26 protein-coding genes are annotated in these 25,979 nt (G+C 58.6%); 16 read left to right on the forward strand and 10 right to left on the reverse strand.

Annotation, left to right across the window (positions count from 1 at the left end; all coding sequences use genetic code 11):
• Positions 1-213: hypothetical protein (locus tag QRN55_RS15775; RefSeq protein ID WP_284777435.1), on the reverse strand; the 213-nt coding region annotated here is incomplete at its 3' end.
• Between the two features lie 697 nt (positions 214-910).
• Between QRN55_RS15775 and QRN55_RS15780 the strand changes: the two genes are divergently transcribed.
• The gene (locus tag QRN55_RS15780) at positions 911-1,492 is read left to right on the forward strand and encodes a transglutaminase-like cysteine peptidase (protein ID WP_233121150.1); all 582 of its coding nucleotides are present in this window, start codon (positions 911-913) and stop codon (positions 1,490-1,492) included.
• Positions 1,493-1,505: 13 nt separating this feature from the next.
• Here the strand turns inward: QRN55_RS15780 and QRN55_RS15785 are convergent, their stop codons facing one another.
• From QRN55_RS15785 to QRN55_RS15795, 3 genes are read right to left on the reverse strand one after another with little or no spacing between them, the layout of a single operon-like run.
• The gene (locus QRN55_RS15785) at positions 1,506-2,213 is read right to left on the reverse strand and encodes a TIGR02281 family clan AA aspartic protease (RefSeq protein WP_111838182.1); all 708 of its coding nucleotides are present in this window, start codon (positions 2,211-2,213) and stop codon (positions 1,506-1,508) included.
• Positions 2,210-2,401, reverse strand: coding sequence for a DUF1289 domain-containing protein (locus tag QRN55_RS15790; protein ID WP_284777436.1), 192 nt, complete (start codon positions 2,399-2,401; stop codon positions 2,210-2,212). Before QRN55_RS15790 ends, QRN55_RS15785 begins: the two co-directional genes overlap by 4 nt.
• Before the next feature lie 17 nt (positions 2,402-2,418).
• Positions 2,419-3,201: an adenosylcobinamide-GDP ribazoletransferase gene (locus tag QRN55_RS15795; protein WP_502871335.1), complete on the reverse strand. Its 783-nt coding sequence runs from the start codon at positions 3,199-3,201 to the stop codon at positions 2,419-2,421.
• 136 nt (positions 3,202-3,337) lie between these two features.
• Here QRN55_RS15795 and cobT point away from each other — a divergent pair, with 136 nt between their 5' ends.
• The gene (gene cobT / locus QRN55_RS15800) at positions 3,338-4,360 is read left to right on the forward strand and encodes a nicotinate-nucleotide--dimethylbenzimidazole phosphoribosyltransferase (RefSeq protein WP_111838460.1); all 1,023 of its coding nucleotides are present in this window, start codon (positions 3,338-3,340) and stop codon (positions 4,358-4,360) included.
• Between the two features lie 7 nt (positions 4,361-4,367).
• Positions 4,368-4,787, forward strand: coding sequence for a diacylglycerol kinase (locus QRN55_RS15805; protein WP_284777438.1), 420 nt, complete (start codon positions 4,368-4,370; stop codon positions 4,785-4,787).
• Here QRN55_RS15805 and QRN55_RS15810 read toward each other — a convergent pair.
• Complete coding sequence (locus QRN55_RS15810) at positions 4,784-6,319, reverse strand: sensor histidine kinase (protein ID WP_284777439.1); 1,536 nt, start codon at positions 6,317-6,319, stop codon at positions 4,784-4,786. The genes QRN55_RS15805 and QRN55_RS15810 overlap by 4 nt on opposite strands.
• Positions 6,320-6,426: 107 nt before the next feature.
• On the opposite strand from QRN55_RS15810, the gene QRN55_RS15815 reads away from it, so the two are divergent.
• The 3 genes from QRN55_RS15815 to QRN55_RS15825 all read left to right on the forward strand — a co-directional run bounded on the left by QRN55_RS15815 (position 6,427) and on the right by QRN55_RS15825 (position 8,204).
• Entirely contained in the window at positions 6,427-7,005 is a 579-nt protein-coding gene (locus tag QRN55_RS15815; RefSeq protein ID WP_284777440.1) for a thermonuclease family protein, read from the forward strand.
• 8 nt (positions 7,006-7,013) lie between these two features.
• Positions 7,014-7,649: a uracil-DNA glycosylase family protein gene (locus tag QRN55_RS15820; RefSeq protein WP_284777441.1), complete on the forward strand. Its 636-nt coding sequence runs from the start codon at positions 7,014-7,016 to the stop codon at positions 7,647-7,649.
• A 66-nt stretch (positions 7,650-7,715) separates the two neighbouring features.
• The gene (locus QRN55_RS15825; protein WP_111838188.1) at positions 7,716-8,204 is read left to right on the forward strand and encodes an Lrp/AsnC family transcriptional regulator; all 489 of its coding nucleotides are present in this window, start codon (positions 7,716-7,718) and stop codon (positions 8,202-8,204) included.
• A 126-nt stretch (positions 8,205-8,330) separates the two neighbouring features.
• On the opposite strand, the gene QRN55_RS15830 is transcribed toward QRN55_RS15825, so the two are convergent.
• Positions 8,331-10,568 (reverse strand): OmpA family protein, encoded by a 2,238-nt coding sequence (locus QRN55_RS15830; RefSeq protein ID WP_284777442.1) that lies wholly within the window; start codon positions 10,566-10,568, stop codon positions 8,331-8,333.
• Between the two features lie 335 nt (positions 10,569-10,903).
• Here QRN55_RS15830 and QRN55_RS15835 point away from each other — a divergent pair, with 335 nt between their 5' ends.
• The 5 genes from QRN55_RS15835 to QRN55_RS15855 all read left to right on the forward strand — a co-directional run bounded on the left by QRN55_RS15835 (position 10,904) and on the right by QRN55_RS15855 (position 14,749).
• Positions 10,904-11,677 (forward strand): ABC transporter substrate-binding protein, encoded by a 774-nt coding sequence (locus tag QRN55_RS15835; RefSeq protein ID WP_284777443.1) that lies wholly within the window; start codon positions 10,904-10,906, stop codon positions 11,675-11,677.
• Between the two features lie 114 nt (positions 11,678-11,791).
• Complete coding sequence (locus QRN55_RS15840) at positions 11,792-12,592, forward strand: ABC transporter permease (protein WP_284777444.1); 801 nt, start codon at positions 11,792-11,794, stop codon at positions 12,590-12,592.
• Complete coding sequence (locus QRN55_RS15845) at positions 12,589-13,419, forward strand: ABC transporter permease (protein WP_284777445.1); 831 nt, start codon at positions 12,589-12,591, stop codon at positions 13,417-13,419. The genes QRN55_RS15840 and QRN55_RS15845 overlap by 4 nt, the downstream gene beginning before the upstream one ends.
• Positions 13,420-13,581: 162 nt before the next feature.
• Complete coding sequence (locus tag QRN55_RS15850; RefSeq protein WP_112499839.1) at positions 13,582-13,848, forward strand: usg protein; 267 nt, start codon at positions 13,582-13,584, stop codon at positions 13,846-13,848.
• A gap of 76 nt (positions 13,849-13,924) precedes the next feature.
• Entirely contained in the window at positions 13,925-14,749 is an 825-nt protein-coding gene (locus tag QRN55_RS15855) for a class I SAM-dependent methyltransferase (RefSeq protein WP_284777446.1), read from the forward strand.
• 58 nt (positions 14,750-14,807) lie between these two features.
• On the opposite strand, the gene QRN55_RS15860 is transcribed toward QRN55_RS15855, so the two are convergent.
• Both QRN55_RS15860 and QRN55_RS15865 read right to left on the reverse strand, forming a co-directional pair.
• On the reverse strand, positions 14,808-15,731 hold the full coding sequence (locus QRN55_RS15860; RefSeq protein WP_284777447.1) for a pseudouridine-5'-phosphate glycosidase: 924 nt from the start codon (positions 15,729-15,731) through the stop codon (positions 14,808-14,810).
• A gap of 32 nt (positions 15,732-15,763) precedes the next feature.
• Positions 15,764-16,702 (reverse strand): carbohydrate kinase family protein, encoded by a 939-nt coding sequence (locus QRN55_RS15865; RefSeq protein ID WP_284777448.1) that lies wholly within the window; start codon positions 16,700-16,702, stop codon positions 15,764-15,766.
• Positions 16,703-16,949: 247 nt separating this feature from the next.
• Here QRN55_RS15865 and recA point away from each other — a divergent pair, with 247 nt between their 5' ends.
• On the forward strand, positions 16,950-18,038 hold the full coding sequence (recA, locus tag QRN55_RS15870) for a recombinase RecA (RefSeq protein WP_045230325.1): 1,089 nt from the start codon (positions 16,950-16,952) through the stop codon (positions 18,036-18,038).
• Positions 18,039-18,229: 191 nt separating this feature from the next.
• Positions 18,230-20,893, forward strand: a complete 2,664-nt coding sequence (gene alaS / locus QRN55_RS15875) for an alanine--tRNA ligase (protein WP_284777449.1) — start codon at positions 18,230-18,232, stop codon at positions 20,891-20,893.
• Between the two features lie 169 nt (positions 20,894-21,062).
• On the opposite strand, the gene QRN55_RS15880 is transcribed toward alaS, so the two are convergent.
• A complete protein-coding gene (locus QRN55_RS15880) occupies positions 21,063-21,692 on the reverse strand; it encodes a glutathione S-transferase family protein (protein ID WP_284777450.1) in 630 nt (209 codons plus the stop codon).
• Positions 21,693-21,827: 135 nt separating this feature from the next.
• Complete coding sequence (locus tag QRN55_RS15885; RefSeq protein ID WP_045230361.1) at positions 21,828-23,042, reverse strand: NADP-dependent isocitrate dehydrogenase; 1,215 nt, start codon at positions 23,040-23,042, stop codon at positions 21,828-21,830.
• A gap of 213 nt (positions 23,043-23,255) precedes the next feature.
• On the opposite strand from QRN55_RS15885, the gene QRN55_RS15890 reads away from it, so the two are divergent.
• The 3 genes from QRN55_RS15890 (at position 23,256) to murI (ending at position 25,495) form a co-directional block, all read left to right on the forward strand.
• Positions 23,256-23,786 (forward strand): hypothetical protein, encoded by a 531-nt coding sequence (locus QRN55_RS15890; protein WP_162694390.1) that lies wholly within the window; start codon positions 23,256-23,258, stop codon positions 23,784-23,786.
• Positions 23,787-23,862: 76 nt separating this feature from the next.
• A complete protein-coding gene (locus tag QRN55_RS15895; protein ID WP_045230362.1) occupies positions 23,863-24,693 on the forward strand; it encodes an RNA methyltransferase in 831 nt (276 codons plus the stop codon).
• Entirely contained in the window at positions 24,674-25,495 is an 822-nt protein-coding gene (murI, locus tag QRN55_RS15900; protein ID WP_284777451.1) for a glutamate racemase, read from the forward strand. The genes QRN55_RS15895 and murI overlap by 20 nt, the downstream gene beginning before the upstream one ends.
• Positions 25,496-25,979 lie beyond the last annotated feature (484 nt).

Raw genomic sequence — 25,979 nt, forward strand, 5'->3', positions numbered from 1 at the left:
CACCACCTCCGTGGCTACCACCACCTCCGTGGCTACCACCACCTCCGTGGCTACCGCCTCCGCCGTGGCTACCGCCTCCGCCGTGGTTGCCGCCGCCGCCGTGGTTGCCACCACCGCCATGGTGACCGCCGCCGCCATGATGACCGCCACCACCGGGATTGCCGCCGCCTGGGTTGCCACCACCGGGATTACCGCCGCCGGGGTTGCCACCACCAGGGTTGTTCGTGCCGGGATTTCCGTTGTTTCTGTCGTTGTCGCCCTGACTGTCTATAGAAGTTGGTATTGTGGCTGTGGGTCTGCAGAGCGCTGCCTCCAGAGTTCCTGGCGTTACTCGATCGCATCGTTGTGGACGCGTTTGAGCCGAGACCAGTGACGTACTGGACAGCAAGATTGCAATACACGAGAACACAGTTGTTATCTTACTGCTCATGGGATTCCTCCATTGATTGGCAGTTTTAGGACCGCACTGTGGAGGCTATATTAACGAAATATTATGCACAATATGACGGTATAGTGTGATTATTTCGTGCTAATGTCTTGACACTAACCATATTAAGCTATTGTAGGGCTATATTTAATCAAAGTAGTTATATGTTTCTGAGAATTGTATTCTCATTTTGGCACTTTTTTGCTGTGGCAGAGAACGGCGCTGTGGCTGTCAGAACATCTGTTCCGAAGGCCGACTTTCCCGAAATCGCACACATCAAAAAGTGGTACGTTAATATTTTTTTGATCTTTTAGGCTAATCATGCCATGAGGTGGCCTTAGGCGCGTTTTAAAGGTGTTTTGGTTAGAGTACGACGTCGTGTCGGTCACCTACAGTGTGCATGCCTACGTGTTGTTGCGTGAGTCGGGCAGCGGTCTTCCGAGCCCTTGGATCACCAGGCTACCTCAAAGGAACGGGCATATCATGAAATTTTCTGTTTTGAGCTACGCTCTTTTGGGCGCGGCCATGCTTTGCACACCCGTATGTGCCGGCCAGTTGCAGGCGACGCGCGCCATTGCCGCCCCGGAGGGCTTTTCATCCGCCTGTCAGCGTTACAGCTGGCTCTGCACCACAAAGGCTGGTGTGAAGATGAGCGACGCCGAGGCGCTGGAGCTTTTGACCAAGGTCAACCGACAGGTGAATGCGGCTATCCGCCCCGCCGAAGATAGTGTTGTCTATGGGCGTAGCAATTACTGGACATTGCCGAAAGACGGGCGTGGCGACTGCGAAGATTATGCCATGGCGAAGACTAAGGCGCTTCTGGATGCAGGTTTTCCCGCCAGCAAGATGGCCGTTTCGGTTGTGCTGGATCGCAGCGGCAACAATCACGCGGTACTGATGGTCCGTATCGCCGATGGAGACTACGTGCTGGACAATATGACCAGTTCGATCAAATCCTGGGATCGCACCGGCTACACCTTCCTTGCGCGCCAGAAATACGACCACAAAGCGGCCTGGGAAGTCATTCTGTCCGGTCCACGCGCGAAGCAGTTCAGCCAGATTTAATCGCTAGCAGACGCTAGCGGTCGCGCAGCTTCAACTCGTCCGTCTGCATTTGCAACGAGCCGAGGGTGGAGAGAAACGTCATGCCCAGCAGGCTCTGGTCAAGTTGCCCATCCTGCGCCACAAGGGCAGAGATATTGCGCCGGACAATCGGTCCTATCGCGACTTCCGACAGGCGTACCGGCGCCGCCGATGTGCGCCCGTTGGCCGTCATGACGGTCACCGTATAGGAGAGGTTATCGACATTGATCCCAACCGCCTCAGCATCGCTTCTCGACAGAACGACGGAACTGGCACCGGTGTCGACCAGCATGTGCACGGTGCCACCGTTGACCTCGGCATTCGTTTCGAAATGCCCGCTCATGGATTTGTTGAGGATGACTTCCTGATCGCCGTTCTGCGTGGTCATCACCACGGCGCGGCCCGGCATCAGGCCTGCCAGCAGCCTGTCTCCGAAACGCTGGAAGTCGTAGCGATAGAGATAAGCGGCGACGAGAGTGAGTATGATGACGAGCCAGATGGCAAGCTGTCGCACCGCAGTGGAAAACCCACCCCGATTGCCTGCCAGTATCCCTGCGGAGAGCAGTCCCGCGATGGGCACGAGGTAGACCAACTGCCCGAATTGCTCGTTGCTGATGCCGAATGTCTGGCCGCTATCGTGATTGATGACCAGCAATGCAAGGCCGATGCCCAGTACGAGGAGAACGAAGGTCAGCCTGTTCATGCGGTCGCTGTCTCCTGAAGGGTTTCATGGCGCTGTGCGGCGCGCTGCGGTAGTTCGGCCATGATGGCGAGGCGCTCTGCAGATGTGTAGCCCGCCCAGCCCATGATTTCCTCGATGCTGCGGTGGCAACCGGCACACAGCTCATCCACGGGGTCTAGCGAACAGATGTCGATACAAGGTGATTCCATCACTTCATATCCGCAATCTAGGCGATCAGGGCAAGGGCAACGAGCATCACGATCTCTGTGATCTGCTGGGTTGCGCCGATGGTGTCTCCCGTGTGGCCGCCTAACTTGCGGTCGCAGAGGCGGTTGAACAGATGGGTGAAACCAAAGACGGCGGCGACGGCGAAGACGAGGAGGTACGGTGAGAAAAAGGGCAGGCATATGAAAATCGCGATGCACGTGCCGTAGATGATCGCGCCCTTGCGCTCTCGCTCTCCCGGCTGGCCCGCCGTTGCTGCCACGCCGCCATCTCTGGCTGGGGCAAGCGTCTGCCAGTGCCAAACCATCAGCCCACGGCTGATTGTTGCGGCGGCAATGATGCTGGCGGCGATGGCTAGAGGTGAAAACTCGCGAAACAGGGCGGCAATGGCCGATGCTCTCAGCACAAAAGACACGATGAGCGCAATGGCTCCATAGGTGCCGATGCGGCTGTCCTTCATGATAAGCAGCGTCCGCTCTGGGCTACTGCCACCGCCGAAACCGTCGGCGGTATCGGCAAGGCCGTCTTCGTGCAACGCACCGGTGATGACTGTCGTAACGGTGAGAACCAGTGCTGCCGCCATCAGCGGATCGGCGTCCACATTTGCAAGAATCGCCGCAAGGCAGGCGGCGGGCAGGGCGATCAGCACGCCTGCAACCGGGAATGCGCGCACCATCTGCCCCAGCGGGCGCTGGTCGTCTTCAAAGAAGATGTCGTTTACGGGAATGCGGCTTAGAAAGCTCAGCGACTGCATCATATCCGTCATGAAATTCCCAGCCCGCAACCATCTCTCCTGTTGTTCAACAGCGGCATATCGCATTTGAGGTTGTTCCTCTGCGCATCCCCGATTATGAGAAGCGCAGCAAAGACCGATTTGCCGGAAAAGACAAGCGTCCGGCGTGAGCAGAAAGACCGATATCATGAGCATGAGCGGATTGCCCTTTGATGATTTTCGCACGTTGCTGCGCGACCTGCCGGGTCCCGATACCAATGCGCTGGTGGCCGCCAAGGAGCGTAATGCGCAACTGACCAAGCCAGCCGGTTCGCTCGGCCGTCTGGAGGAGATCGCCATGTGGCTGGCGGCATGGTCCGGACGCGCGCCTGCGGTCAACCGTCCACTGGTGGCGATTTTCGCTGGCAATCACGGCGTTACCCGTCATGGTGTCACCCCCTATCCATCGTCCGTTACGCAGCAGATGGTCGAAAACTTTGCCGCCGGTGGTGCTGCCATCAACCAGATTTGTGTCACGAATGATCTGGGTCTGAAGATATTCGATCTCGCGTTGGACTACCCGACCGGCGACATCACCACCGAACCGGCCCTTTCCGAGCGCGACTGTGCAGCCACCATGGCCTTCGGCATGGAAGCGATTGCTGGTGGCACGGATCTTCTGTGCATCGGCGAAATGGGCATCGGCAACACCACGATTGCCGCTGCGATCAATCTGGCGCTCTATGGCGGCACGGCAGAAGAGTGGACCGGTCCCGGCACCGGTTCGGAAGGCGACGTGATGGCGCGCAAGATCGCTGCCGTCAAAGCCGCTGTCGAATTTCATAGGGATCACCTGTCCGACCCGCTGGAAATCATGCGCCGTCTTGGTGGTCGTGAAATCGCTGCGATGGCCGGTGCCATTCTGGCTGCCCGTGTCGAGAAAATTCCGGTGCTGATCGATGGTTATGTGGCGACGGCTGCTGCGGCGCTTCTCAAGGCGGCCAACCCTGCCGCACTCGACCACTGCCTGATCGGCCATGTGTCCGGCGAGCCGGGTCATCTGGCTGCGGTCGAAAGGCTGGGCAAGACGCCGCTTCTGGCGCTGGGTATGCGGTTGGGCGAGGGAACCGGGGCAGCACTTGCTGCCGGTATCGTCAAATCCGCAGCGGCGTGCCATTCTGGTATGGCGACCTTTGCCGCAGCGGGTGTCGATACCCGTACCGACCACTGAGATCACCATGGACAACCCCAACGTCATGCCGCCACCAGAGCCGGTTTTCCGCAAGGAGACCGGGCTGAAGCACCTTTTCGCCGCTGCGCGCTACTCCGCGCAGGGACTGTCGCGGCTGTGGAAAGAGGCGGCGTTTCGCCATGAAGTTCTGGCGCTGGGCGCAGGACTTGCGGTGATGGGCGTCATCGGTGCGCCGCTGGCGCATTACCTGATCTTCGTGGTGCTGATGCTGCTGTTATTTTCTATCGAGGCGCTCAATACGGCCATCGAGGAAATCGTAGACCGGGTATCGCCGGAGTTCTCTTCCGCTGCCCGCAACGCCAAGGATCTCGGTTCTTTCGCGGTGTTCTGTCTACTAATGGCGAATGGTGGTTTTGTGCTCTACTCGCTGGTCAGCACGATCTTTTTTCCGGTCGCTGCGCTTTAAGCGAAAGACCGCTTGCGTGGCTGCACCACCTGCACGTCTTCGACGGCTGGAATGCTTTGCAGAACGCGCTTGGCGGGCAAAATGGCGATGACTTCGGTGCCTTCGCGCAAGCGTGATTTCAGCACGAACTGACCGTCATGCTTGGCAAGAATGGCCTGCACGATGGGCAGGCCAAGGCCCGTTCCCTGTTCGGCACTCTTGATAGCAATCGAGCCCTGGCCAAAGGCCGAGAGAACGACGGGAATTTCCTCTTCGGGAATACCCGGGCCGTTATCGCGAATGGCGACATATTGCCCGCCGCCTGCCGTCCAGCCCGCCTTGATGGTGATTTCGCCGCCCTGTGGGGTGAATTTCACGGCATTGGACAGAAGATTGAGAATGACCTGCCGGATCGATTTTTCATCCGCCCAGACATGGGGCAGGGTTGTTTCGAACTGCTGCGAAATACGGATGTTCTTTGCGCGCGCCCGGAGCTGGATCATGCCCACGCAATCATCGGCGATTTCCAGAAGCGCGATGGCTTCTTCATGCAGGTCGTATCGGCCCGCCTCGATGCGTGACAGATCGAGAATTTCGTTGATGAGGTCGAGAAGGTGCTGGCCCGAGCGGTGAATATCGCCGGAATACTCTTTATATAAGGGATTGTTCAGCGGCCCGAGAACTTCAGACGCCATGACCTCGGAGAAGCCCAGGATGGCGTTGAGCGGGGTGCGCAATTCGTGTGACATGGAGGCGAGGAAGCGCGACTTCGCCATGTTGGCCTCTTCAGCCCTCCGGCGCGCCTCGTCGGACATGGATTTTGCCACTTCCAGTTCTGCGATCAGATCGTCCTTTTCCGACTGGAAGGACAGGAGCTTGATGCTGGATTGGTAAAGACGTTTGGTGACGTGGTGGCAAAACAGCATGGCGAGTGCGAACATCAGCGCCAGACCGATCTCCATCGGGCTTCGCGACAGGGCCGCCGTCACACTCAGCGCGACGAGCACGGGCAGGAACGTCATCAACATGGCCCGCCGCAGCAACACGTTGGAAGTCGCCGTGATCGACAGGGCAATCAGCAGCGTGCCGCCCTTGTAGAACATGATCAGCGCCGGGTCGCCCGCCTCTATCTTCTGGATGGCAAACAGCACCCAGACAAGGCCGATGACGATCTGTGCAGCAAGGAATATGGTCTGCCACGTGGACAGATTGGCGGGTGTCAGTTCCTGACGCGATGCGCGACGGGCAAACAAAAGCGCAATGGCATGCGCGGTCAGTGCCAGCACCGCCCATGCGACGATTTGCGGATCGCGGCTGATATAGATGCCGACGCCGGTTGCCAGTATCGTGAACAGTGGCATGATCGTTGCGCTCTGCAACGTCTCGGCAATATGCATCTGCAGCATGTCACGCTCGAAAGCATTGCCGCTGACCGGGCCGTATTGCAAGCGTTCGCGCGTCGCCTTGACCGTATCGAACACCGCCTTGTTACGGCGGGTTTTGGAACGGTCGACGATGTTTTTGTCAGCGATGGTGCTGGCGCTTTTACTCATTGATACAACGCGAATGATCTAAAGACTTGCAGCCTAGTCGCAAAATCTTAAGAAGATGCTGCCGCTAAAGGATTTGTTTGCCATTTCTGAAAAGGGTTTGTTCTTACATGAGACGAAAGTCGGGCGGGCCATTCCGGCTGGTGAAGGACGGCATCATCGCCGTTCTGTTGCTGGTGATGGGCACGCTGATTGCAGCGCGGGTGGATGGTATCAATCAGGAGCGGTTTTCGGGCCGGTTCACGGCGGTGGATGGTGACACCATTGCCCGTGACGGCGAACGCTTCCGGCTGCTCGGCATCGATGCGCCGGAGCTTGGTCAGAGCTGCCAGCGCAGCGCAGATGAATGGCCCTGCGGCGGGCAGGCGAAAACCTATGTCCAGACGCTGCTGCAAAGCGGAGCCGTGGACTGTTCCGGCAACGAACGCGACCGCTACAAAAGGCTGCTCGTTCGTTGCACGATCGGAGATCACGATCTGGCAGGGTTGATCGTCGCAGCCGGTTATGCGGTGACCACGGAGTATTTCCTGTTCTCCCGCGAACAGGCGCAGGCACAGGACCGGCGCGCGGGCATATGGTCCGGCACCTTCGAGCAGCCACGGGATTGGCGACGGGAAAACAAGGCCGCCGACATGGATGTGCCGCTGGCCGGTATGCTCAGCTTGATCAGGCAAATCGTGGGATTGTAGGGACACGCATGGTGCCGGATCATCCAGACATCGCCGCGCTTCGGCTGCACATTGCGCAATGCAGGCTCTGTCGTGACGCGCCACTGAAAGGCGCCGAAGATCGCCTGCCGCACGAGCCGCGCCCGGTGGCGGTCATTTCCACCACAGCAAGGCTGCTGATCGCCGGACAGGCGCCGGGCCTGAAAGTGCATGAGAGCGGATTGCCGTTCAACGACGCCTCGGGCAACCGGCTAAGGGAGTGGCTCGGCGTTGACCGGGAGACGTTCTACGATCCAGACCGGTTTGCGATCGTGCCGATGGGTTTCTGTTTTCCCGGGTATGATGCCAAGGGCAGCGACCTGCCGCCGCGCCGGGAATGTGCGCCCCGCTGGCGCGAGACGGTGATACAGGCGATGCCGCAGATCGAGTTGGTGCTGGCAATCGGGCAATATGCGCAAGCCTGGCATCTGGGCCCGCGACGCATGAAAACAATGACGGAAACGGTGCAGAACTGGCGCAGCTATTTCCACACCAATGAGGGCATTCCGGTGCTGCCACTGCCGCATCCCAGTTGGCGCAATACGGCGTGGCTGCGGAAAAACCCTTGGTTCGAGAAAGAGTTGTTGCCCATACTTCGCCAGTCTGTGGAAAGGCTTATCGCCTGAAACAAAATTCTTTTTTTCTCTTTTTTTTAGTGTAAACAGAGGAAAATAATTCTGGAGGAGAGTAGATTGGACCGCCTCGACCGAAAAATACTACGAATTTTGCAGGAAGATTCCACACTTGCCGTCGCCGATCTTGCCAAAAAGGTCGGTCTTTCCACGACTCCATGCTGGCGCCGTATCCAGAAAATGGAAGAAGACGGCGTCATCCGTCGCCGCGTCGCCATTCTCGACGCTGGCAAGGTCAATACCAAGGTCACGGTCTTCGTTTCCATCCGCACGGCATCTCACTCCATCGAGTGGCTGAAGCGCTTCTCCGAAGTGGTTTCCGAATTCCCAGAAGTGGTGGAGTTTTACCGCATGAGCGGTGACGTGGATTACCTTCTGCGCGTCGTCGTACCCGATATTGCCGCTTACGACGCCTTCTACAAGCGCATGATCGCCAAGATCGAAATCCGGGACGTCTCCTCTGCCTTCGCCATGGAGCAGATCAAATACACGACCGAACTTCCGCTTGACTACATGCTGCTGGACAATCCGAAGTCCGGCGAGGAGTGAGGCGCTGAATATCTCGACCTGAGCCACCGCTGTTCGGGTCAACTTTCATGACTTTGGTTCTGTAAACCAAACAAAAGGCCCGGAAGCAGTTAGCTTCCGGGCCTTTCTCATTTCAAACATCAAGCCTTAGTTCTGGGCGACCGGGCGGACCAGTGGGGTGATGCGGCGGATGGTGACGCGGCGGTTTTCCTGGCTTGGGCCGAGAGTCTGGACCTTCAGGTAGCGCTCGCCATAGCCCTGTGTGGTCAGGTTTTCCGGCGGGATGCCGTAGACATCTGAGAGAACATTGGCGACGGAAGCGGCGCGCTGGTCTGACAGCACAAGGTTGCTTTCATCGTTACCAACCGCATCCGTGTGGCCTTCGATGAGGAAGGTTTCTGCCGGGTTGTTCTTCAGGACCTTGTTCATCGCGTCCGCAACCTTACGCAGCGACTGTGCCTGGCTCATCGGAATTTCCGCACTGCCTGTCGCGAAGGTGATGGTATCGAGGTCGATACGGCGCACCATGTCGCGGACGCGGGCAGAGTAGCGGACTTCATCCAGCGAGTAGACGCGCTGAACTGGTTCGACCGGCGGCTGTTCGAGGAAGCGGTAGTAGTCGCGATCCTCATCCGACGAGGTGTCGATGATGTACTCGTTGACGGGAATACGAAGACGCAGTGGCGGCAGGTCGAGACCCGGATCGCGATAGACGTATTCGCGGTCAGGCTGATCGACCAGCTCAGGTGCGTAGAACAGCACGTACTCACGGCCCCGTGCATCGATGCGCGAGCGCTGGACGACGTCACCATAACGGTTGCGGATCGTTACGACCTGAGTGCGGTCTGGACGCTCGATGGTTTCACGGTAACGGTCACCGGGCAGGCGCTCGTAGTAAGGTTTCGCGCCATCGCTGATGAAGCGGTCGTCGTCGTTGCCACGCACGACGACGCGGTCGCCGAATTGCAGGAAGACGCGGTCGCCCATGTCGCGATCACGCGGCATGTCACGGGGACGCCATTCCCGCACACCGTCTGGACGGTCGAAATCTGGACGGCGGTCGATACGCTCACCCTGGACGTTGGTGATGTTCTGGATGACGATTTTTGGAGCGGGTGCACCGTCACGGCGGGAAGAAGACTGTGCTTCGGCGTCGGATGTCGGGACCTTGAAGTCGCGACCCTGCTCACGTTCGAGACGACGTTGTTCACGCGTCTGCTCGTTGCCGCTGCGATAGGCTTCCTTGTCGCTGTCGAGAACGGCTGCACCCTTATCCACCGGCAGAAGCACGGTGTCCGAGGACTTGGATGGGTCCTTTGCAACGGCACGGGCTTTGTCGAGCTCTTCCTTCGTGGATGGAGGAGCTTCCTGCTGTGGCGTTGCGACCTGCGTAGGCGCTGGCTCGTTTGCCGGTGCCTGTCCGGTGGTTGCGCCATTTGGAACCGCTGGTTCCGTTGGAACAGGGGCTGGCTCACCGTTCTGGCCGCGCGGCGGGCGTGGCTGCTCGGATGGCTGCTGGCCGGGGGCAGGGTTCGGCTGATCGGTCGGGGCAGGGGCTTTGCCGGGTGTCGGTGGCTCTGCGGGGACGGGGGCCTTGCCAGCTTCAGGTTCTGGGGCAGGCTTTCTGCCGGGAACGGCTGGCTTTTCAGGCTTGGCTTCTTCAGCGCCTGCAGGTGCGGTGTCGGGAGCCGGGCGAGCGCGCTCACCCTGTGCCTTTGGCGGTTGCGTGCCTTCGGCTGCCGGCTGCTGCTCGCGCTGTGGACGGCGAGGAGTTTCCGATGGCTGCTCTGCCCTTGGCTCTGCGGGGGCGGCGTCTGGCTGCGCATTACGACGCGGACGCTCTGGTGTCTGCTCACCGTCGGCTGCTGGCTGCTGGTCGCGCTGAGGGCGGCGACGCTCCTGCTGCTGCTCTGGCTGAGCCTGTGCAGGAGCCGCATCCGGCTGGGCTTCGCGACGCGGACGCTGCTGTGGTTCCTTCTGCGGCTCGGCGGCACCTTCCGGTGCGGCTTCGCGGCGAGGGCGCTCCTGCTGCTTTTCCTGACGCTGCGGTTCGGGTGCCGCCTCAGGTGCGGCTTCACGACGTGGGCGCGCTGGTGCCTCTTCTTTTGGCTGCTCAGCGCGCGGCGCTTCGGCCTTAGGTTCAGGCGCCCGGGGCTTTTCTGCCTTGGGCTCTTCCTGCTGCTCTTGCTGCTGGCGCTTCTTGGGAAGCTCCTCGGCAGGCGGTTCGGCCTGCGCCATCAGCATCTCGCCGCTGGCAGGCGTCGAATGGCTGGCAGTATAGTATGGTACGCCGTTGCCCGTCGCTGCAAGCGCAGGCTCGGCGACCATGGCAATCGACATCAGGGGGAAGACCACCCCGGTCAGCAGCTTGTTTTTCTTCAGCATCAAAGTTCCTCACCTAGAAATCGTTTGTACCGCTTGTTTACGGATTTAGAAAAACGCGTCTGCACATGCGGGCGGTGAACAACGTCCGAATTGCAGTCTGGTTCCCATGATGACGGAGCGGGTCTGTACCGGAAATGAACAGATCAAGGCCATTTCATGGGCTGTTTGTGGCGTTCGTTGCGGTGCGAAACGATTAGGGTTGCATTTTCAAGACAAGGATAAGACTATCCGGCAAGCGCGGCGCTCACCCATAGGGATGAGTGCGCCACGCGAAACATTTACCGCCCGGAAAACACAAACAAGCCGGGGCGGATCTGCCGAAAGAGAGGATCGAAATGCGTATCTCCACCCGTCTGCTTGTTGCTGCATCGATTGCCGCGATGTCGCTATTCTCCGGTGCCGCCATGGCGCAGGACAAGCTGGTTATTGGCACGGAAGGCGCCTACCCACCCTTCAACGTTCTTGAAGCAGACGGCACCCTGACCGGCTTCGACATCGACATTGCCAAGGCGCTTTGCGTGGAGATGAAGACAGAGTGCACCTTCGTCACCAACGATTGGGACGGCATCATTCCGGCCCTTCAGGCCAAGAAGTTCGACGCCATCGTAGCGTCCATGTCGATCACACCAGAGCGTCTGGAAAAAGTCGATTTCTCGAAGAAATACTACAATACACCTCCAGCAATCGCCGTGCCGAAGGACAGCCCGGTTAAGACGGTCGAAGACCTGAAGGGCAAGACCATCGGCGCGCAGGGGTCCACCACCCACGCAAACTACGCCGAAAAGCACCTGGCTGATTCCGAGCTGAAGCTTTACCCGACAGCTGACGAGTACAAGCTCGACATCACCAATGGCCGTATCGATGGCGTGATCGACGATATCGTCGTTCTCTCGGAATGGGTCAAATCCGACGCAGGCGCTTGCTGCAAAATCCTTGCCCCAATGCCCGTCGATGAAGCCATCAATGGCCAGGGCGCCGGTATCGCAGTGCGCAAGGGCGACACGGCACTTGCCGACAAGCTGACTGCTGCCATCGCCGCCATCCGCGCCAACGGCGAATACAAGAAGATCAACGACAAGTACTTCGATTTCGATGTTTACGGCAAATAAGCTGCTTGCCTGTTGAATAGTGTGGCGGAAGGCTTGCCCTTCCGCCATTTTTGTTTGAGAACAGAAGACTAAAATAATACGAAACGCGCGGCAAAGTCCGCAGGGGAAATTGGCATGAGCGGAGCATTTTCCGCCATAGGTTCGTTCTGGACCTATCTGACGTATCTCTTCGATCCCTTTTGTGGACCGGTTGGCATCTTCTCTCTTTTCGGCAATGGAACCCTGCTGGCCTGCGGCGATGGCTGGGGCGACGAAATTGCCTTTGGCGTCAAGATCACCATTTCCGTGGCGCTGGCCACCTTGCCGATCGGTCTCACCGTCGGCTTTCTCATTGCGCTGGCGGCGCAATCGCAGGAAAAGTCGCTGCGACTGGCGGCGGGTATCTACACGACCATCTTTCGTGGCCTGCCGGAGTTGCTGACGCTGTTCATCGTCTATTACGGCATTCAGATGCTGCTGCAATCGGCGGGCAGCTATATCGGCATTTCCGGCCCCATCGAGATCAACGCCTTCGTTGCCGGCATGGTGGCGCTGTCCGTGGTGTTCTCGTCCTATGCGTCGGAAGTGCTGCTATCGGCCTTTCGCGCCATTCCCAAGGGACAGTTCGAAGCGGGTGACGCGCTGGGCCTTTCGCGCAACCGCACCATGGTACTGATCATCATTCCGCAACTGGTGCGTATCGCGCTTCCGGGCATGACGAACCTGTGGATGATTCTGCTGAAAGACACGTCCTACGTTTCGATCATCGGCCTCTCCGACATCCTGCGGCAGACCGGCATTGCCGCGCGCGTCAGCAAGGAAGCCTTCTTTTTCTACGGTATCGCTTGCCTTCTTTATCTCTTCCTCGCGCTCATCTCATCCTTTGGGCTCGGCTTCATTGACCGTTGGGCCCGCCGCTCGGAGGCAAGCCGATGAGCCATGTGGATCAGTTGATACCGGCACGCCCGGCACCGCCGGCCATCGCAAGGCCTCTGTCGACCGCCAAAATCGTCGGCGTTACGGTGACAGGTCTGTGGCTGCTTCTGGCACTGGGCCTGCTTTACAGCGTCGTCTCGGATTGGGACCCGGACAAGTTCATCCGCTACGGGCCGCGCTATCTCGACGGTCTGTTGACGACGATCACGCTTGTCGGCACCTCGATCATTCTCGGCGCGTTGCTATCCCTGCCGCTGGCCTTCGCCCGCATGTCGCGCAACCGCATCATCGGGTCGCTGGCCTTTGTCTACGTTTATGTCTTCCGCAGCACGCCGCTTCTGGCGCAGCTCTTCCTGATCTACTATGGCCTTGGCAGTTTTCGCCCGGAACTGGAATCCGTCCATCTCTGGTGGTTCTTCCGCGAGGCCTGGTATTGCGGACTGCTTTCGCTGACGCTCAACACCGCAGCCTATCAGGCGGAAATCCTGCGCGGTGCGATCCAGAGCGTGCCGAAGGGGCAGCATGAGGGCGCCAAGTCGCTGGGCATTTCCAAGCTCGTGACCTTCTGGAAGATCGTGCTTCCGCAAGCGTTGATCGTGGCGCTACGTCCATACGGCAACGAGATCATCCTGATGATCAAGGGATCGGCAGTCGTCTCCATCGTCACGGTCTTCGATCTGATGGGGCAGACGCGCTATGCCTTCTCCCGCACGTTCGATTACCAGACCTATCTCTGGGCGGCGATTTTCTACCTCTCCATGGTCGAGATACTGCGCCACACCTGGGCACGGATCGAGGCGCGGCTGACCCGCCATCTGACGCGATGAGCTCGCTGGCAGCACTCACTGCGAGTGAATGCTAACGATCTGAAATATATAACTATTTTGTGACAGATCGGCCAATTGGCAAGGTTCGGTTAACCATGTCATGTTCCCATGGTCATCGATACTAGATGGTATCGGCGACCAACAAAAACGGGAGCAGCCACCATGAACACAGACATGGAAATGATGCTGAAAGGCTACGGCCTGACCACTGCCGAAATTCTCTACCGAATGCCGGATCATCCGGTCGTCCTGCAAACCTATCTCTGGCAGAACTACGATCTCGCACCCGATTTTCCCGAAATGCACGGTTTTCTGAAATTCTGGCAAGAAAAGCTGGATGGTCCGCTGCACTCCGTGCGCTACATTCATCGTCAGCTGATTTCCGCGCAGGAATGGCGTTCGCTGAAGGGCGAGTTCATTCTTCACTGACGAAACACATATTGCACCATCGGGCTTTGGAGACTAAGCAGGCGTCAAAACCTGACATCAAGCCGGGATGCGCACTGTGACGAACAACCAGAAGATCGATGAAGAAGCTCTTGCCGAGGCCTATAACCGCGCCCTTGCGCTGGAAAAGGCTGGCGATATCGACGCCGCCGTGAAGGCGTACGAAGATGTCCTCGCCATCGACCCGGAAGATCACGGTGGTGCCTCCGTGCGCATCGCGTCCATGGGCCGCGGTGAGACACCGCCAAAGGCGCCGGACGCCTATGTCGAGACGCTGTTCGACCAGCAGGCCGAAGCCTTCGAGGATATTCTCGTCGAGCAACTCGGCTATGCCGTGCCGATGATCGTGCGCCAGCGCCTGCAAGCACTCGATCTCGGGCCCTTCAAGCGCATGCTGGATCTGGGCTGCGGCACCGGTCTGACGGGTGAAGCCTTGCGTGACATGGTCGATGACATCACCGGCATGGACCTGTCCGAAAACATGGTCGAGATCGCCCATGAGAAGGACATCTACGAGACGCTCTATGTCGCCGAAGTTGAGGACTTCCTGGAAGACAATGACGACGACGCCTTTGACCTGATCACCGCCACCGACGTGCTGCCCTATCTGGGTGCGCTGGAACCGATTTTCTTTGGTGCTGCGGAAAACATGGTCGAGGGTGGCCTGCTCATCTTCTCATCGGAAACCCTGGGCGACGACGTTCTGGCTGGTCGCCCCTTCATGGTCGGCCCGCACCAGCGCTTCGCCCACTCGGAAACCTACGTCCGCGAACGCCTCGCGGCGACAGGGTTCGAGGTCATCGAGGTGACCGATATCAACGTGCGCATGCAGGATGGCCACCCGACGCCGGGCCATCTGGTGATTGCGAAGTTCAAGGGATAAGAAAAAAGGCGCACCTGACGGGTGCGCCGTTACACATGTCCATGAGACGGGCGATGCCTTAAACCAGCGCCACCGCGATCTCAGCCGCAAGGCGTGCATTGTTGCGCACCAAGGCAATATTCGTATCGAGGCTGCGCCCCTCGGTGATCTCGAAAATCTTCGACAGTAGATATGGCGTGACCGCCTTGCCGGCGATCTCGTCTTCCTCGGCATGGGACAATGCGCGGGTGATGTAGACTTCCATCTCCTCGCGGGAGATTTCGTCCTCTTCCGGCACTGGGTTGGCGATCAGCATGCCGCCATCGATACCCAGCTGTTCGCGCGTAAACTGGAAATTGGCAATCGCCGCCGGGCTGTTGAGCGACAGCGGGCTCTGGATGCCCGACGCGCGGGACCAGAATGCCGGAAATTCCGTCGATCCGAAGGTCACGACAGGCACGCCGTTGGTTTCGAGCACTTCGAGTGTCTTGGGAATATCGAGAATGGCTTTTGCGCCTGCGCAAACCACGATCACGGCAGTTCTGGCCAGTTCGGTCAGGTCTGCAGAAATATCGAAGCTTTCCTCGGCACCGCGATGCACGCCGCCAATGCCGCCCGTCGCGAACACCTTGATGCCTGCGTGTTCTGCGGCAATCATGGTGGCGGCAACGGTGGTGGCGCCCGTGCGGCGCTCGGCAATCGCAAAGGCGATATCGGCGCGCGAAACCTTCATCGCGTCCTTGGTCTGGGCCAAGGCTTCCAGTTCATGCTTCTCCAGACCGATATGCAACGTACCATGAATGACGGCTATGGTTGCTGGCACGGCGCCCAGATCGCGGATGATCTGCTCGACGCTCTCCGCCATCTGGATGTTGCCCGGATAAGGCATGCCGTGGGTGATGATGGTTGATTCAAGCGCGACGATGGGCGCCCCGCGCTGCTTGGCGGCGGCGACTTCTTGCGAATAAGCGATAGGCAGCAGTGGGGGCAGGGGCTTTGTCATCATAGGTTTCCGGGTTTATTTCAGTGCTCTGTTCACACCATTTCGGCAGATGGCACAAGGGCCAGCATAGTGTCCAGCGTTTGCGGGTTCAATTCATGCGCCGTGGCGCTGGGTGACTGTACGGTGATGGCGGCAGCCGCCGCACCCCAGCGAAGCGCCTGCGATGGAGGCTCTTTGCGCAGTGTCGCGGCCAGATAGCCGGATGCCATGGCGTCGCCTGCGCCGGTCACGTCCCGTACGGCCTCGATCAATGGCGGGCGCAGAACAGCGGTTTCCCGCTCGGAAAATGCGACGACCTGCCGCGCACCGCTGGTGATAACGCCGCCGCGAAGGCCAAGCGCAGCCAGATGGCGCGGCCAATCGCTGGCATCCTCGACCGTCTGGCCGGTTAGTGCCCGCGCCTCGGCCTCGTTCATGAACAGCATGTCGATATCCGGCAAGGCCGCCTTCAGCCTCACGACCTTTGCCGGAGAGATGGCGATGGCCGCCAAAGGCTTGCCGCAGACCCGCGCCGCCACGCCAATGGCGCTCAGCGTGTCCTCTGGCAGATTGGCGTCGCACAGGATGACATCACAGCCCATGATCGCTTCGCGAACGGCGCGCACCCGCAGGCGGCGTGGGGTGAACAGGCGGTAGAGGTCCATATCGGCAATGGCGATGACGAGGTTGCCGTCACGCTCCATAATGGCGGTGTAGCTCGGCGTGCGCCGGTCGAGAAAGGTAAACGGTGTGTCCTCGACGCCTGCATCGTGGGCCGCCGCCGCCACGGCCGCGCCATTGGCATCGCCCCCGCGTGGCGCGATCAGCCTGACCTGAAAGCCGAGGCGCGAGAGATTGCGCGCCGCGTTGAACCCGCCGCCGCCTGCCTCTTCCATCCATGCGCCGGGATTGCTGGCACCCATGGCCGTTTCGGTCTCGATCATGCCTCGCCGGTCTATGTGCGCACCGCCCAGAACGAGTATTTTTTTCACTGCCAAATTTCCTGTTTCGATCGGTCAGACATGTGTCGATTCGTGCTGGATAGGTCATTTCGACCCTACCTCAAGTGCCTCTTTTTCCACAGCATGAAAACAAAAACAAAAGTAGAACAAAGGACTTATCCATATTTGTTTTCAATATGATGATCGCTCCTTGCGAAATGAGAACAAATAAAGTACAAACGGGAGATCGAGAGCTTCATTGCCTGTGCGGCTTCAATAACCTAAAGGTGGTTTCCAGATGGCACAAAATTCTTTGCGTCTTGTAGAGGACAAAGCAGTGGATAAAAGCAAGGCACTGGAAGCGGCGCTTTCCCAGATCGAACGTTCGTTCGGCAAGGGATCGATCATGAAGCTCGGTTCCAATGAAAGTATCGTCGAGGTCGAGACCATTTCTACGGGGTCGCTCAGCCTTGACGTCGCACTTGGTATTGGCGGTCTGCCCAAGGGCCGTATCATTGAAATTTACGGACCGGAAAGCTCGGGCAAGACAACGCTTGCCTTGCAGACGATTGCGGAAGCCCAGAAGAAGGGCGGCATTTGCGCCTTCGTGGATGCTGAACATGCGCTCGATCCGGTCTATGCCCGCAAGCTCGGCGTCGATCTCCATAATCTGCTGATCTCGCAGCCGGACACAGGCGAACAGGCGCTTGAAATCACTGACACGTTGGTGCGCTCCGGTGCCGTTGATGTTCTCGTCATCGACTCCGTTGCGGCTCTGACTCCGCGTGCGGAAATCGAAGGCGAAATGGGTGATAGTCTTCCGGGTCTTCAGGCCCGTCTGATGAGCCAGGCGCTGCGCAAGCTGACGGCTTCGATCTCCAAGTCGAAGACCATGGTGATCTTCATCAACCAGATCCGTATGAAGATCGGCATTTCCTACGGTTCGCCGGAAGTGACGACAGGCGGCAACGCGCTGAAGTTCTACGCTTCCGTTCGCCTCGACATCCGCCGTATCGGCGCCGTCAAGGATCGCGAAGAGGTCGTTGGAAACCAGACACGCGTCAAGGTCGTCAAGAACAAGATGGCACCTCCTTTCAAGCAGGTCGAATTCGACATCATGTATGGCGAAGGCGTTTCCAAGACCGGCGAATTGGTGGATCTGGGCGTGAAGGCCGGTCTGGTCGAAAAGGCCGGTGCATGGTTCTCCTACAAGAGCCAGCGTCTGGGGCAGGGCCGAGAGAACGCCAAAACGTTCCTCAAGGAAAACCCGGCTGTAGCCGAAGAGATCGAACTGGCGCTGCGCCAGAACGCCGGATTGATTGCCGAGAAGTTCCTCCAGAATGGTGGACCTGAAGCGGATGCGGATGGGGTCGATCCCGACGCATGATCAGACCTCACGAGGTTGAGGTCTTGATATATTCGAGCGTTTGAAGATCAAAGGTCGTGCGATTGTGTCGCGCGGCCTTTATTTGTGCTGTAACCCCGCCCTCTTTGGCTGGACAGGCAGGGTGGCGGACGATAAAAGCCAGTGTTTTTTATGCTATGGCCGCGGGATCGCGTGGAAATGAAGGACTTCTGATGAGCGGTGTAAATGAAATCCGGTCGACTTTCCTCGACTACTTCAAGAAGAACGGCCACGAGATCGTGCCCTCCAGCCCGCTCGTGCCGCGCAACGACCCGACATTGATGTTCACCAATGCGGGCATGGTGCAGTTCAAGAATGTCTTCACCGGACTGGAAAGCCGCCCTTATTCCACGGCAGCGTCGTCGCAGAAATGCGTACGCGCCGGTGGCAAGCATAACGACCTCGACAATGTCGGCTACACCGCTCGTCACCACACCTTCTTCGAAATGCTCGGCAACTTTTCCTTCGGCGATTACTTCAAGGAAGAGGCAATCAACCATGCCTGGAACCTGATCACCGGCGAATTCGGTATCGACAAGAACCGCCTGCTGGTGACGGTCTACCACACCGACGATGAAGCCTTTAACCTGTGGAAGAAGATCGCGGGTTTCTCCGACGACCGCATCATTCGCATTCCGACCAGCGACAATTTCTGGGCCATGGGCGATACCGGTCCTTGCGGCCCTTGCTCCGAAATCTTCTATGACCACGGCGATCACATCTGGGGCGGCCCTCCGGGTTCTGCCGATGAGGATGGTGACCGGTTCATCGAAATCTGGAACCTCGTCTTCATGCAGTATGAGCAGGTGACGAAGGAACAGCGCATCGATCTTCCGCGCCCTTCCATCGATACCGGCATGGGCCTTGAGCGTATTTCCGCTCTGCTTCAGGGCAAGCATGACAATTACGACACCGACCTGTTCCGTGCGCTGATTTCCGCTTCCGTAGAAGCCACCGGTGTTCCGGCGGAAGGTGAAAACCGCGCAAGTCACCGCATCATCGCCGACCACCTGCGCTCCACCGCGTTCCTCATTGCCGATGGCGTTCTGCCATCCAACGAAGGTCGCGGCTATGTTCTTCGCCGTATCATGCGCCGCGCCATGCGCCATGCCGAGTTGCTGGGTTCGCGCGAGCCGCTGATCTGGAAGCTGTTGCCAGCACTCATCCAGCAGATGGGCCGCGCCTATCCGGAACTGGTGCGTGCCGAAGCGCTGATTTCCGAAACGTTGAAGCTGGAAGAAACCCGTTTCCGCAAGACGCTGGCCCGTGGCCTGACGCTGCTGTCGGATGCGACATCCACGCTCCACAAGGGCGATATGCTGGATGGCGAAACCGCTTTCAAGCTTCACGACACCTATGGCTTCCCGCTCGATTTGACGCAGGATGCGTTGCGCGCCCGCGAAATCGGCGTTGACGTTGCTGGCTTCACCGACGCGATGGAGCGCCAGAAGGCCGAGGCCCGTTCGCACTGGACCGGCTCCGGCGACAAGGCGACCGAAACCGTCTGGTTCGAGCTCAAGGAAAAGCACGGCGCGACTGAGTTTCTGGGCTACGACACCGAGACCGCCGAAGGCGTGGTTCTTGCCATCGTCAAGGACGGCAAATCGGTAGAGAGTGCTGCTGACGGCGAGACCGTCCAGATTGTCGTCAACCAGACACCGTTCTACGGTGAATCAGGTGGACAGATGGGCGATACCGGGATCATCGCGTCCGACGAAGGCACCTTTACGGTCACCGATACGCACAAGAAGGGCGAGGGGCTTTTCGTCCACATCGGCTCCGTCTCCAAGGGCGGCATCAAGGTGGGCGACGAAGTGCAACTGACCGTCGATCATACCAGACGCTCGCGCCTGCGCGCCAACCATTCGGCCACGCATCTGCTGCATGAAGCGCTGCGCGAAGTGCTCGGCACCCATGTTGCCCAGAAGGGTTCGCTGGTCGCGCCCGAGCGTCTGCGCTTTGACGTCTCTCACCCCAAGCCCATGTCGGCGGAAGAGTTGAAGATCGTCGAGGATATGGCCAACGAAATCATCCTCCAAAACTCGCCCGTCGTCACACGCCTGATGAGCGTCGATGATGCCATTGCCGAAGGTGCGATGGCGCTGTTTGGTGAGAAATATGGCGATGAAGTGCGTGTCGTCTCCATGGGCACTGGTATTCACGGTGCCAAGGCCAACCGCCCTTACTCCGTCGAGCTTTGTGGCGGCACGCATGTTGCGGCAACCGGCCAGATCGGTCTTGTGCGCGTTCTTGGCGACAGCGCCGTGAGCTCAGGTGTGCGCCGTATCGAGGCTGTGACGGGCGCGGGGGCTCTGGCCTATCTGGCCGAGCAGGACGAACGCATCAAGGCGCTGGCATCGTCGCTGAAGGTTCAGCCCTCTGAGGTGCTGGGTCGCGTCGAAAGCCTTGTCGATGAGCGCAAGAAGCTGGAACGTGAACTGGCAGACGCCCGCCGCAAGCTGGCCATGGGTGGCGGTTCCGCGGAAGGTTCTGCTGGCGATGTGAAAGACATCGGCGGTGTGAAGTTCCTTGCCAAATCCATGTCTGGCATCGATGCAAAAGACCTCAAGGGACTGGCAGATGACGCCAAGACCAGCCTCGGCTCCGGTGTCGTGTTGCTGATTGCCGTCTCCGACGATGGCAAGGCCAGCGCCGTTGCTGCCGTGACCGAAGACCTGACAGCCCGCTTTAGCGCTGTCGATCTGGTGCGCACCGCATCCGCTGCTCTCGGCGGCAAGGGCGGCGGCGGACGCCCCGACATGGCGCAGGCCGGTGGCCCTGATGGGGACAAGGCGGATGCGGCGATTGAAGCGGTTGCGGCTGCTTTGGCTGGGTGAGCAAACAGACGGCGGGCGTTGTTTTAGAACGTCGCTCGTCGTCCTCGGGCTTGACCCGAGGATTTAACGAACCACGAGGTGAAATGTGGTTAGACCCTCGGGACAAGCCCGAGGGTGACGGAAGAGGGAAGTTCCGCTCTGGCTCCCACGCACCCTTCCTTTTTCCAATTTATTTAGCCGCCTGCTGCGCCTGCGCCGCCTCGTCATCCAACTGCGTCGCGCGTTTATAGGCCGGACGATCCTGGACATCGGCAAGATAGTCCACAAACCGCTGACGCTTTTCGATGGAGCCGAAACGCAGGCCCCAGGTGATTTGTGAGCCGATGTAGACGTCGGCGGCGGTGAACTGGTCTCCCGCAACATAACGGTTGGCGTTAAGTGCATGCTCCAGCGTGTCCATGACATCGGAATAGGCGCCGCAGCCTGCCATGCGCTGCTTGTCAGGGCCGATTTCAAAGCCCATGGCTTTGGTGGTCACAGCCATTTCGAGCGGGCCAGCGGCATAGAAAAACCAGCGATAATAGGTGCCGCGATCCGTGATGGGTCGGGCCAGATTGGCTTGCGGGAATGCGTCCGCAAGGTAAGCGCAGATGGCTGCGCATTCCGTTACCACTGTGTCGCCGTGTTTGATGGCCGGTACTTTGCCCATCGGGTTGATAGCCTTGTAGGCTGCCGACTTCATGCCGTCGCTGTCGTAGCCGAGATATTGCGTTTCGTAGGGCGCGCCCACTTCCTCCAACATCCAGCGCACGATGCGTCCGCGCGACATGGGGTTGGTGTAGAATGTCAGTTTACTCATGTTCTCTCTCTCCCTCTTGTTTTCTGATTTCGAGATTGCATTGCGGCTGCGACGTAATCAAGACAGAGGCCATCCGGCCAAAAGAAAACCCGGCACGAAGGCCGGGTTCTCATGGTCAGTTATGAATGTTGCCGATCAAGCAGCCATTGCCTTCTTGAGGTTTTCGTCGATCTTGTCGAGGAACGCCGTTGTGGAGAGCCAAGGCTGATCAGGGCCGATCAGCAGCGCGAGGTCCTTGGTCATGTAACCGGCTTCGACGGTGTCGACGCATACGGTTTCCAGCGTTGCTGCAAACTTCGCCAGTTCCGCGTTGTCGTCAAGCTTGGCGCGGTGAGCGAGGCCACGGCTCCAGGCGAAGATCGATGCGATGGAGTTGGTCGAGGTTTCCTGACCCTTCTGGTGCTGGCGGTAGTGACGTGTCACCGTGCCGTGGGCGGCTTCGGCTTCCACCGTGCGGCCATCGGGCGACAGAAGAACTGAAGTCATCAGGCCGAGCGAGCCGAAGCCCTGCGCAACCGTGTCAGACTGCACGTCGCCGTCGTAGTTCTTGCACGCCCAGACGTAACCGCCGGACCACTTGAGAGCAGACGCAACCATGTCGTCGATCAGGCGGTGCTCATAGGTGATGCCGACTTCGTCGAACTTCGCCTTGAATTCCGTCTGGTAGATTTCTTCGAACAGATCCTTGAAGCGACCGTCATAGGCCTTGAGGATGGTGTTCTTGGTGGACAGGTAAACCGGCCACTTGCGCATAAGGCCGTAGTTCATGGATGCGCGGGCGAATTCGCGGATCGACTCATCCAGGTTGTACATGGCCATGGCAACGCCAGCGCCGGGCGCGTCGAACACGTCCTTTTCGATGACCTGGCCGTCTTCACCAACGAACTTGATGGACAGCTTGCCCTTGCCGGGGAACTTGAAATCGGTTGCCTTGTACTGGTCGCCGAAAGCGTGACGACCGACAACGATCGGCTTCGTCCAGCCTGGAACGAGGCGCGGTACGTTCTTGCAGATGATCGGCTCGCGGAAAATCACGCCGCCGAGAATGTTGCGGATCGTGCCGTTCGGGCTCTTCCACATCTGCTTGAGGTTGAATTCCTTGACGCGATCTTCGTCTGGAGTGATCGTCGCGCACTTGATGCCAACGCCGTGCTTCTTGATGGCGTGGGCCGCATCGACCGTTACCTGGTCGTTGGTAGCATCGCGGTTTTCAACGGAAAGATCGTAATATTCGATATCGAGATCGAGGTATGGCAGGATCAGCTTGTCCTTGATGAGCTGCCAGATGATACGGGTCATTTCGTCGCCGTCGAGATCGACGACCGGATTGGCTACCTTGATCTTTGTCATGAATTCCTCACCTTCGAGAACGATTGCGCCGGGAGGGCGCGATATGCAAAAAATATCCCGTGGCGCTATAGCATCGCGAGCGCCGAAGGCAAAGCCATGCACGTTCTTTTTTGGACTTGCTAAAACATACTGTGACACATTGCCAAAATACATTGGGCTACTAAAGTCTGGTGAATCGCTTACGTAGGGTAAGCTTGCTACCAGGACATCATCATGCGGAAACTTCTACTCGCCTCTGTCGCCATTCTCTTTTCCTGCAACGCCTTTGCGGCAGACCCAACGGAGCCAGTCAAGAAGGTGATGGACATCACCGTCAAGAACTGGTCCGGCGAGGCGGATGACTGGAAATACATCTTCGACGAGGATTTGCTGAGCACGCTGTTCAGCAAGGAATTCATCAAACAATACCGCGAGGCCTCCAAGAAGCCCGCTTCGGAAGTCGAGAGCGGCGATAAGGGTGATCCGTTCGGCTACGACGTCGTGACGAATTCGCAGGATGGTTGCCCTTTGCAGGATGTCGCGATTACCGCAGCACCGCCGAAAGATGGCGTGAGCGATGTGACCGTGAAGTTCAAGCTATGGGCCTGCATGGATGAGGCGGAGATGAAGGCGAGCGTCGATCAGGTGAATTTCGACGTCGTTGAAGAGGATGGCAAGCCCGTCATCAACGATATCCACCGCGTGGGCGACGACGGCCGCGATTCCCTGCTTCAGGAGATGGCCAACATCATCAAGGGCGAATAAGCAGCACGTGCCTGTGCTGTGCCTTTGATTTGTCGCAAAAACTGTGCCAGTGAAGCCGAAAAATTGGAAGGCGAATATGGCAGGTACGAATAGCGAGCTCGAGCTTGTGGCTGAGGGTCCGGCGATCATTCTGGTCGAGCCCCAGCTGGGCGAAAACATCGGCATGGTGGCGCGGGCCATGGCCAATTTCGGTCTGGCCGAATTGCGCCTCGTCAATCCGCGCGATGGCTGGCCGAGCGAGAAGGCGCGCGCTGCGGCCTCCAAGGCCGATCACGTTATCGACCATACGCGTGTTTTCGATACGATCGAGGAAGCGACTGCCGACTTGCAATTCACCTATGCCACGACGGCGCGCGAACGATACGGCTTCAAGCCGGTACGTGCGCCCGTTGTGGCCGCACAGACATTGCGCCAGAAATTTACGTCAGGAGAAAAAACCGGCATCCTCTTCGGGCGCGAGCGCTGGGGCCTGACCAATGAAGAGGTGGCGCTGGCCGATGAAATCGTGACCTTTCCGGTCAATCCCGCCTTCGCATCGCTCAACATTGCGCAGGCCGTGCTGCTGATGTCCTATGAGTGGATGAATTCCGGCATGGAAGACCTGAGCCAGACGCTGTTCGTGCCGCTGGAGCAGAAACAGGCGACGAAGGAGCAGCTTTACGGGCTGTTCGAGCAGCTGGAAGAAGCGCTGGATGCGCGAGGCTATTTCCGCCCCGAAGGCAAGAAGCAGCGGATGATCGAAAATCTGCGGGCTGTCTTGTCGAGGCGCGCGCTGAGCTCGCAGGAAATCAGCGTGCTGCGCGGGGTGTTCGGCACCTTCGACAAATACGGTCGCCAGACACCGCGTGGCAGCAATGGCCCTTATGCTGACGGGAGCAATGCACAGGATGACATCGATAACGCGTGATCCCAGCGAGATACCACTGAAGCCGGTGCTGGTCCTCGACAGTGGCATTGGCGGACTGACAGTTCTGCGTGAGGCGAGGGTGCTGATGCCCGAGCGTAGCTTTGTCTATGTCGCCGATGATGCCGGTTTTCCCTATGGCGGCTGGGAAGAGAGCGCTTTGACCGAGCGGCTTTTGTTGCTGTTTAGGCAATTGATCGAGACCTACGATCCCGAAATCTGCATCGTTGCCTGCAACACGGCTTTCACGCTGGCAGGTGTGGCGCTGCGGGCAGAGTTTCCCGATATGACATTCGTTGGTACCGTTCCGGCGATCAAACCGGCGGCGGAACGCACCCGTTCCGGTCTTGTCTCGGTTCTGGCCACGCCCGGCACCGTCAAGCGCGCCTACACGCGCGATCTCATCCAGTCCTTCGCTTCGCAATGTCATGTTCGGCTGGTGGGGTCTGAAAACCTGGCGCGCATGGCGGAAGCGTGGATACGAGGGGAGGCGATTTCCGATGACGAGGTTAGAGCGGAAATAGCGCCCTGTTTCATCGAAGACAGCGGAAGGCGCACCGACATCGTCGTGCTGGCCTGTACGCATTATCCATTCATGGCCAATGTCTTCCGAAGACTGGCGCCATGGCCTGTGGACTGGTTAGACCCGGCGGAAGCCATTGCCCGGCAAGCGCGGCGCAAAGTGCCGTTGGTGGAGAGTGCGGAGCATCCCGAGGGTTTCGACGTTGCCATTTTCACCTCAGGTCAACCGGATTTCACGACCCGCAGACTGATGCAGGGCTTCGGCCTTCGCGTCGCGGGGTAGCGGAATGCTCATCTGTGACATTTTTGCACTGATTTTTGCTCTTTGATGCAATTCGGGATTGAGTGGCTTGAAATCGAATCAAAGCCATGTCACAAAATTCAAGCCCGCAACTCAAACAAGGAGGCTACAAATGAATACATTTAATTTGCACGGCCTTTTTGGCGTGGTTCGACTTATGGCAACGGTTCATACCGCCTATATGGTGCCATCAGTGCGACGTGGAACAGCGATTTAAAGCCGTTCCTATAGCCTTTATAGGCATTTTCAACTTGTCTCATAACGTGTCGGTCCTCGTTTAGTCGTCGCAGAGTCTATCTGCGTCTGTTGGTCCCCGCACGTCTTTTCCCATCACGAAAGGACCTGGTCGCCACAGTGCGCCGGGGCGGATTTCCTATGTCTCATGAACAATCTTTACGTGTAAATGATGTTTCGAAAGCAGTTGATGATCTGTTCAGGCATTTCGGTGTCTGGACGACGTTCAAAG

The organism is Agrobacterium sp. lyk4-40-TYG-31 (genome assembly GCF_030209855.1).
GTDB classification, from domain to species: domain Bacteria; phylum Pseudomonadota; class Alphaproteobacteria; order Rhizobiales; family Rhizobiaceae; genus Agrobacterium; species Agrobacterium vaccinii.

Bases quoted from the DNA above. Each gene is read 5' to 3' on its own strand.
- alaS (WP_284777449.1), top strand. From the start codon at position 18,230: ATGAGCGGTGTAAATGAAATCCGGTCGACTTTCCTCGACTACTTCAAG.
- recA (WP_045230325.1), top strand. From the start codon at position 16,950: ATGGCACAAAATTCTTTGCGTCTTGTAGAGGACAAAGCAGTGGATAAA.
- QRN55_RS15805 (WP_284777438.1), top strand. From the start codon at position 4,368: ATGGACAACCCCAACGTCATGCCGCCACCAGAGCCGGTTTTCCGCAAG.
- QRN55_RS15790 (WP_284777436.1), bottom strand. From the start codon at position 2,401: ATGGAATCACCTTGTATCGACATCTGTTCGCTAGACCCCGTGGATGAG.
- QRN55_RS15850 (WP_112499839.1), top strand. From the start codon at position 13,582: ATGAACACAGACATGGAAATGATGCTGAAAGGCTACGGCCTGACCACT.
- QRN55_RS15890 (WP_162694390.1), top strand. From the start codon at position 23,256: ATGCGGAAACTTCTACTCGCCTCTGTCGCCATTCTCTTTTCCTGCAAC.
- QRN55_RS15835 (WP_284777443.1), top strand. From the start codon at position 10,904: ATGCGTATCTCCACCCGTCTGCTTGTTGCTGCATCGATTGCCGCGATG.
- murI (WP_284777451.1), top strand. From the start codon at position 24,674: ATGACATCGATAACGCGTGATCCCAGCGAGATACCACTGAAGCCGGTG.
- QRN55_RS15895 (WP_045230362.1), top strand. From the start codon at position 23,863: ATGGCAGGTACGAATAGCGAGCTCGAGCTTGTGGCTGAGGGTCCGGCG.
- QRN55_RS15860 (WP_284777447.1), bottom strand. From the start codon at position 15,731: ATGACAAAGCCCCTGCCCCCACTGCTGCCTATCGCTTATTCGCAAGAA.
- QRN55_RS15785 (WP_111838182.1), bottom strand. From the start codon at position 2,213: ATGAACAGGCTGACCTTCGTTCTCCTCGTACTGGGCATCGGCCTTGCA.
- QRN55_RS15810 (WP_284777439.1), bottom strand. From the start codon at position 6,319: ATGAGTAAAAGCGCCAGCACCATCGCTGACAAAAACATCGTCGACCGT.
- QRN55_RS15830 (WP_284777442.1), bottom strand. From the start codon at position 10,568: ATGCTGAAGAAAAACAAGCTGCTGACCGGGGTGGTCTTCCCCCTGATG.
- cobT (WP_111838460.1), top strand. From the start codon at position 3,338: ATGAGCATGAGCGGATTGCCCTTTGATGATTTTCGCACGTTGCTGCGC.
- QRN55_RS15820 (WP_284777441.1), top strand. From the start codon at position 7,014: ATGGTGCCGGATCATCCAGACATCGCCGCGCTTCGGCTGCACATTGCG.
- QRN55_RS15815 (WP_284777440.1), top strand. From the start codon at position 6,427: ATGAGACGAAAGTCGGGCGGGCCATTCCGGCTGGTGAAGGACGGCATC.
- QRN55_RS15840 (WP_284777444.1), top strand. From the start codon at position 11,792: ATGAGCGGAGCATTTTCCGCCATAGGTTCGTTCTGGACCTATCTGACG.
- QRN55_RS15880 (WP_284777450.1), bottom strand. From the start codon at position 21,692: ATGAGTAAACTGACATTCTACACCAACCCCATGTCGCGCGGACGCATC.
- QRN55_RS15845 (WP_284777445.1), top strand. From the start codon at position 12,589: ATGAGCCATGTGGATCAGTTGATACCGGCACGCCCGGCACCGCCGGCC.
- QRN55_RS15780 (WP_233121150.1), top strand. From the start codon at position 911: ATGAAATTTTCTGTTTTGAGCTACGCTCTTTTGGGCGCGGCCATGCTT.
- QRN55_RS15885 (WP_045230361.1), bottom strand. From the start codon at position 23,042: ATGACAAAGATCAAGGTAGCCAATCCGGTCGTCGATCTCGACGGCGAC.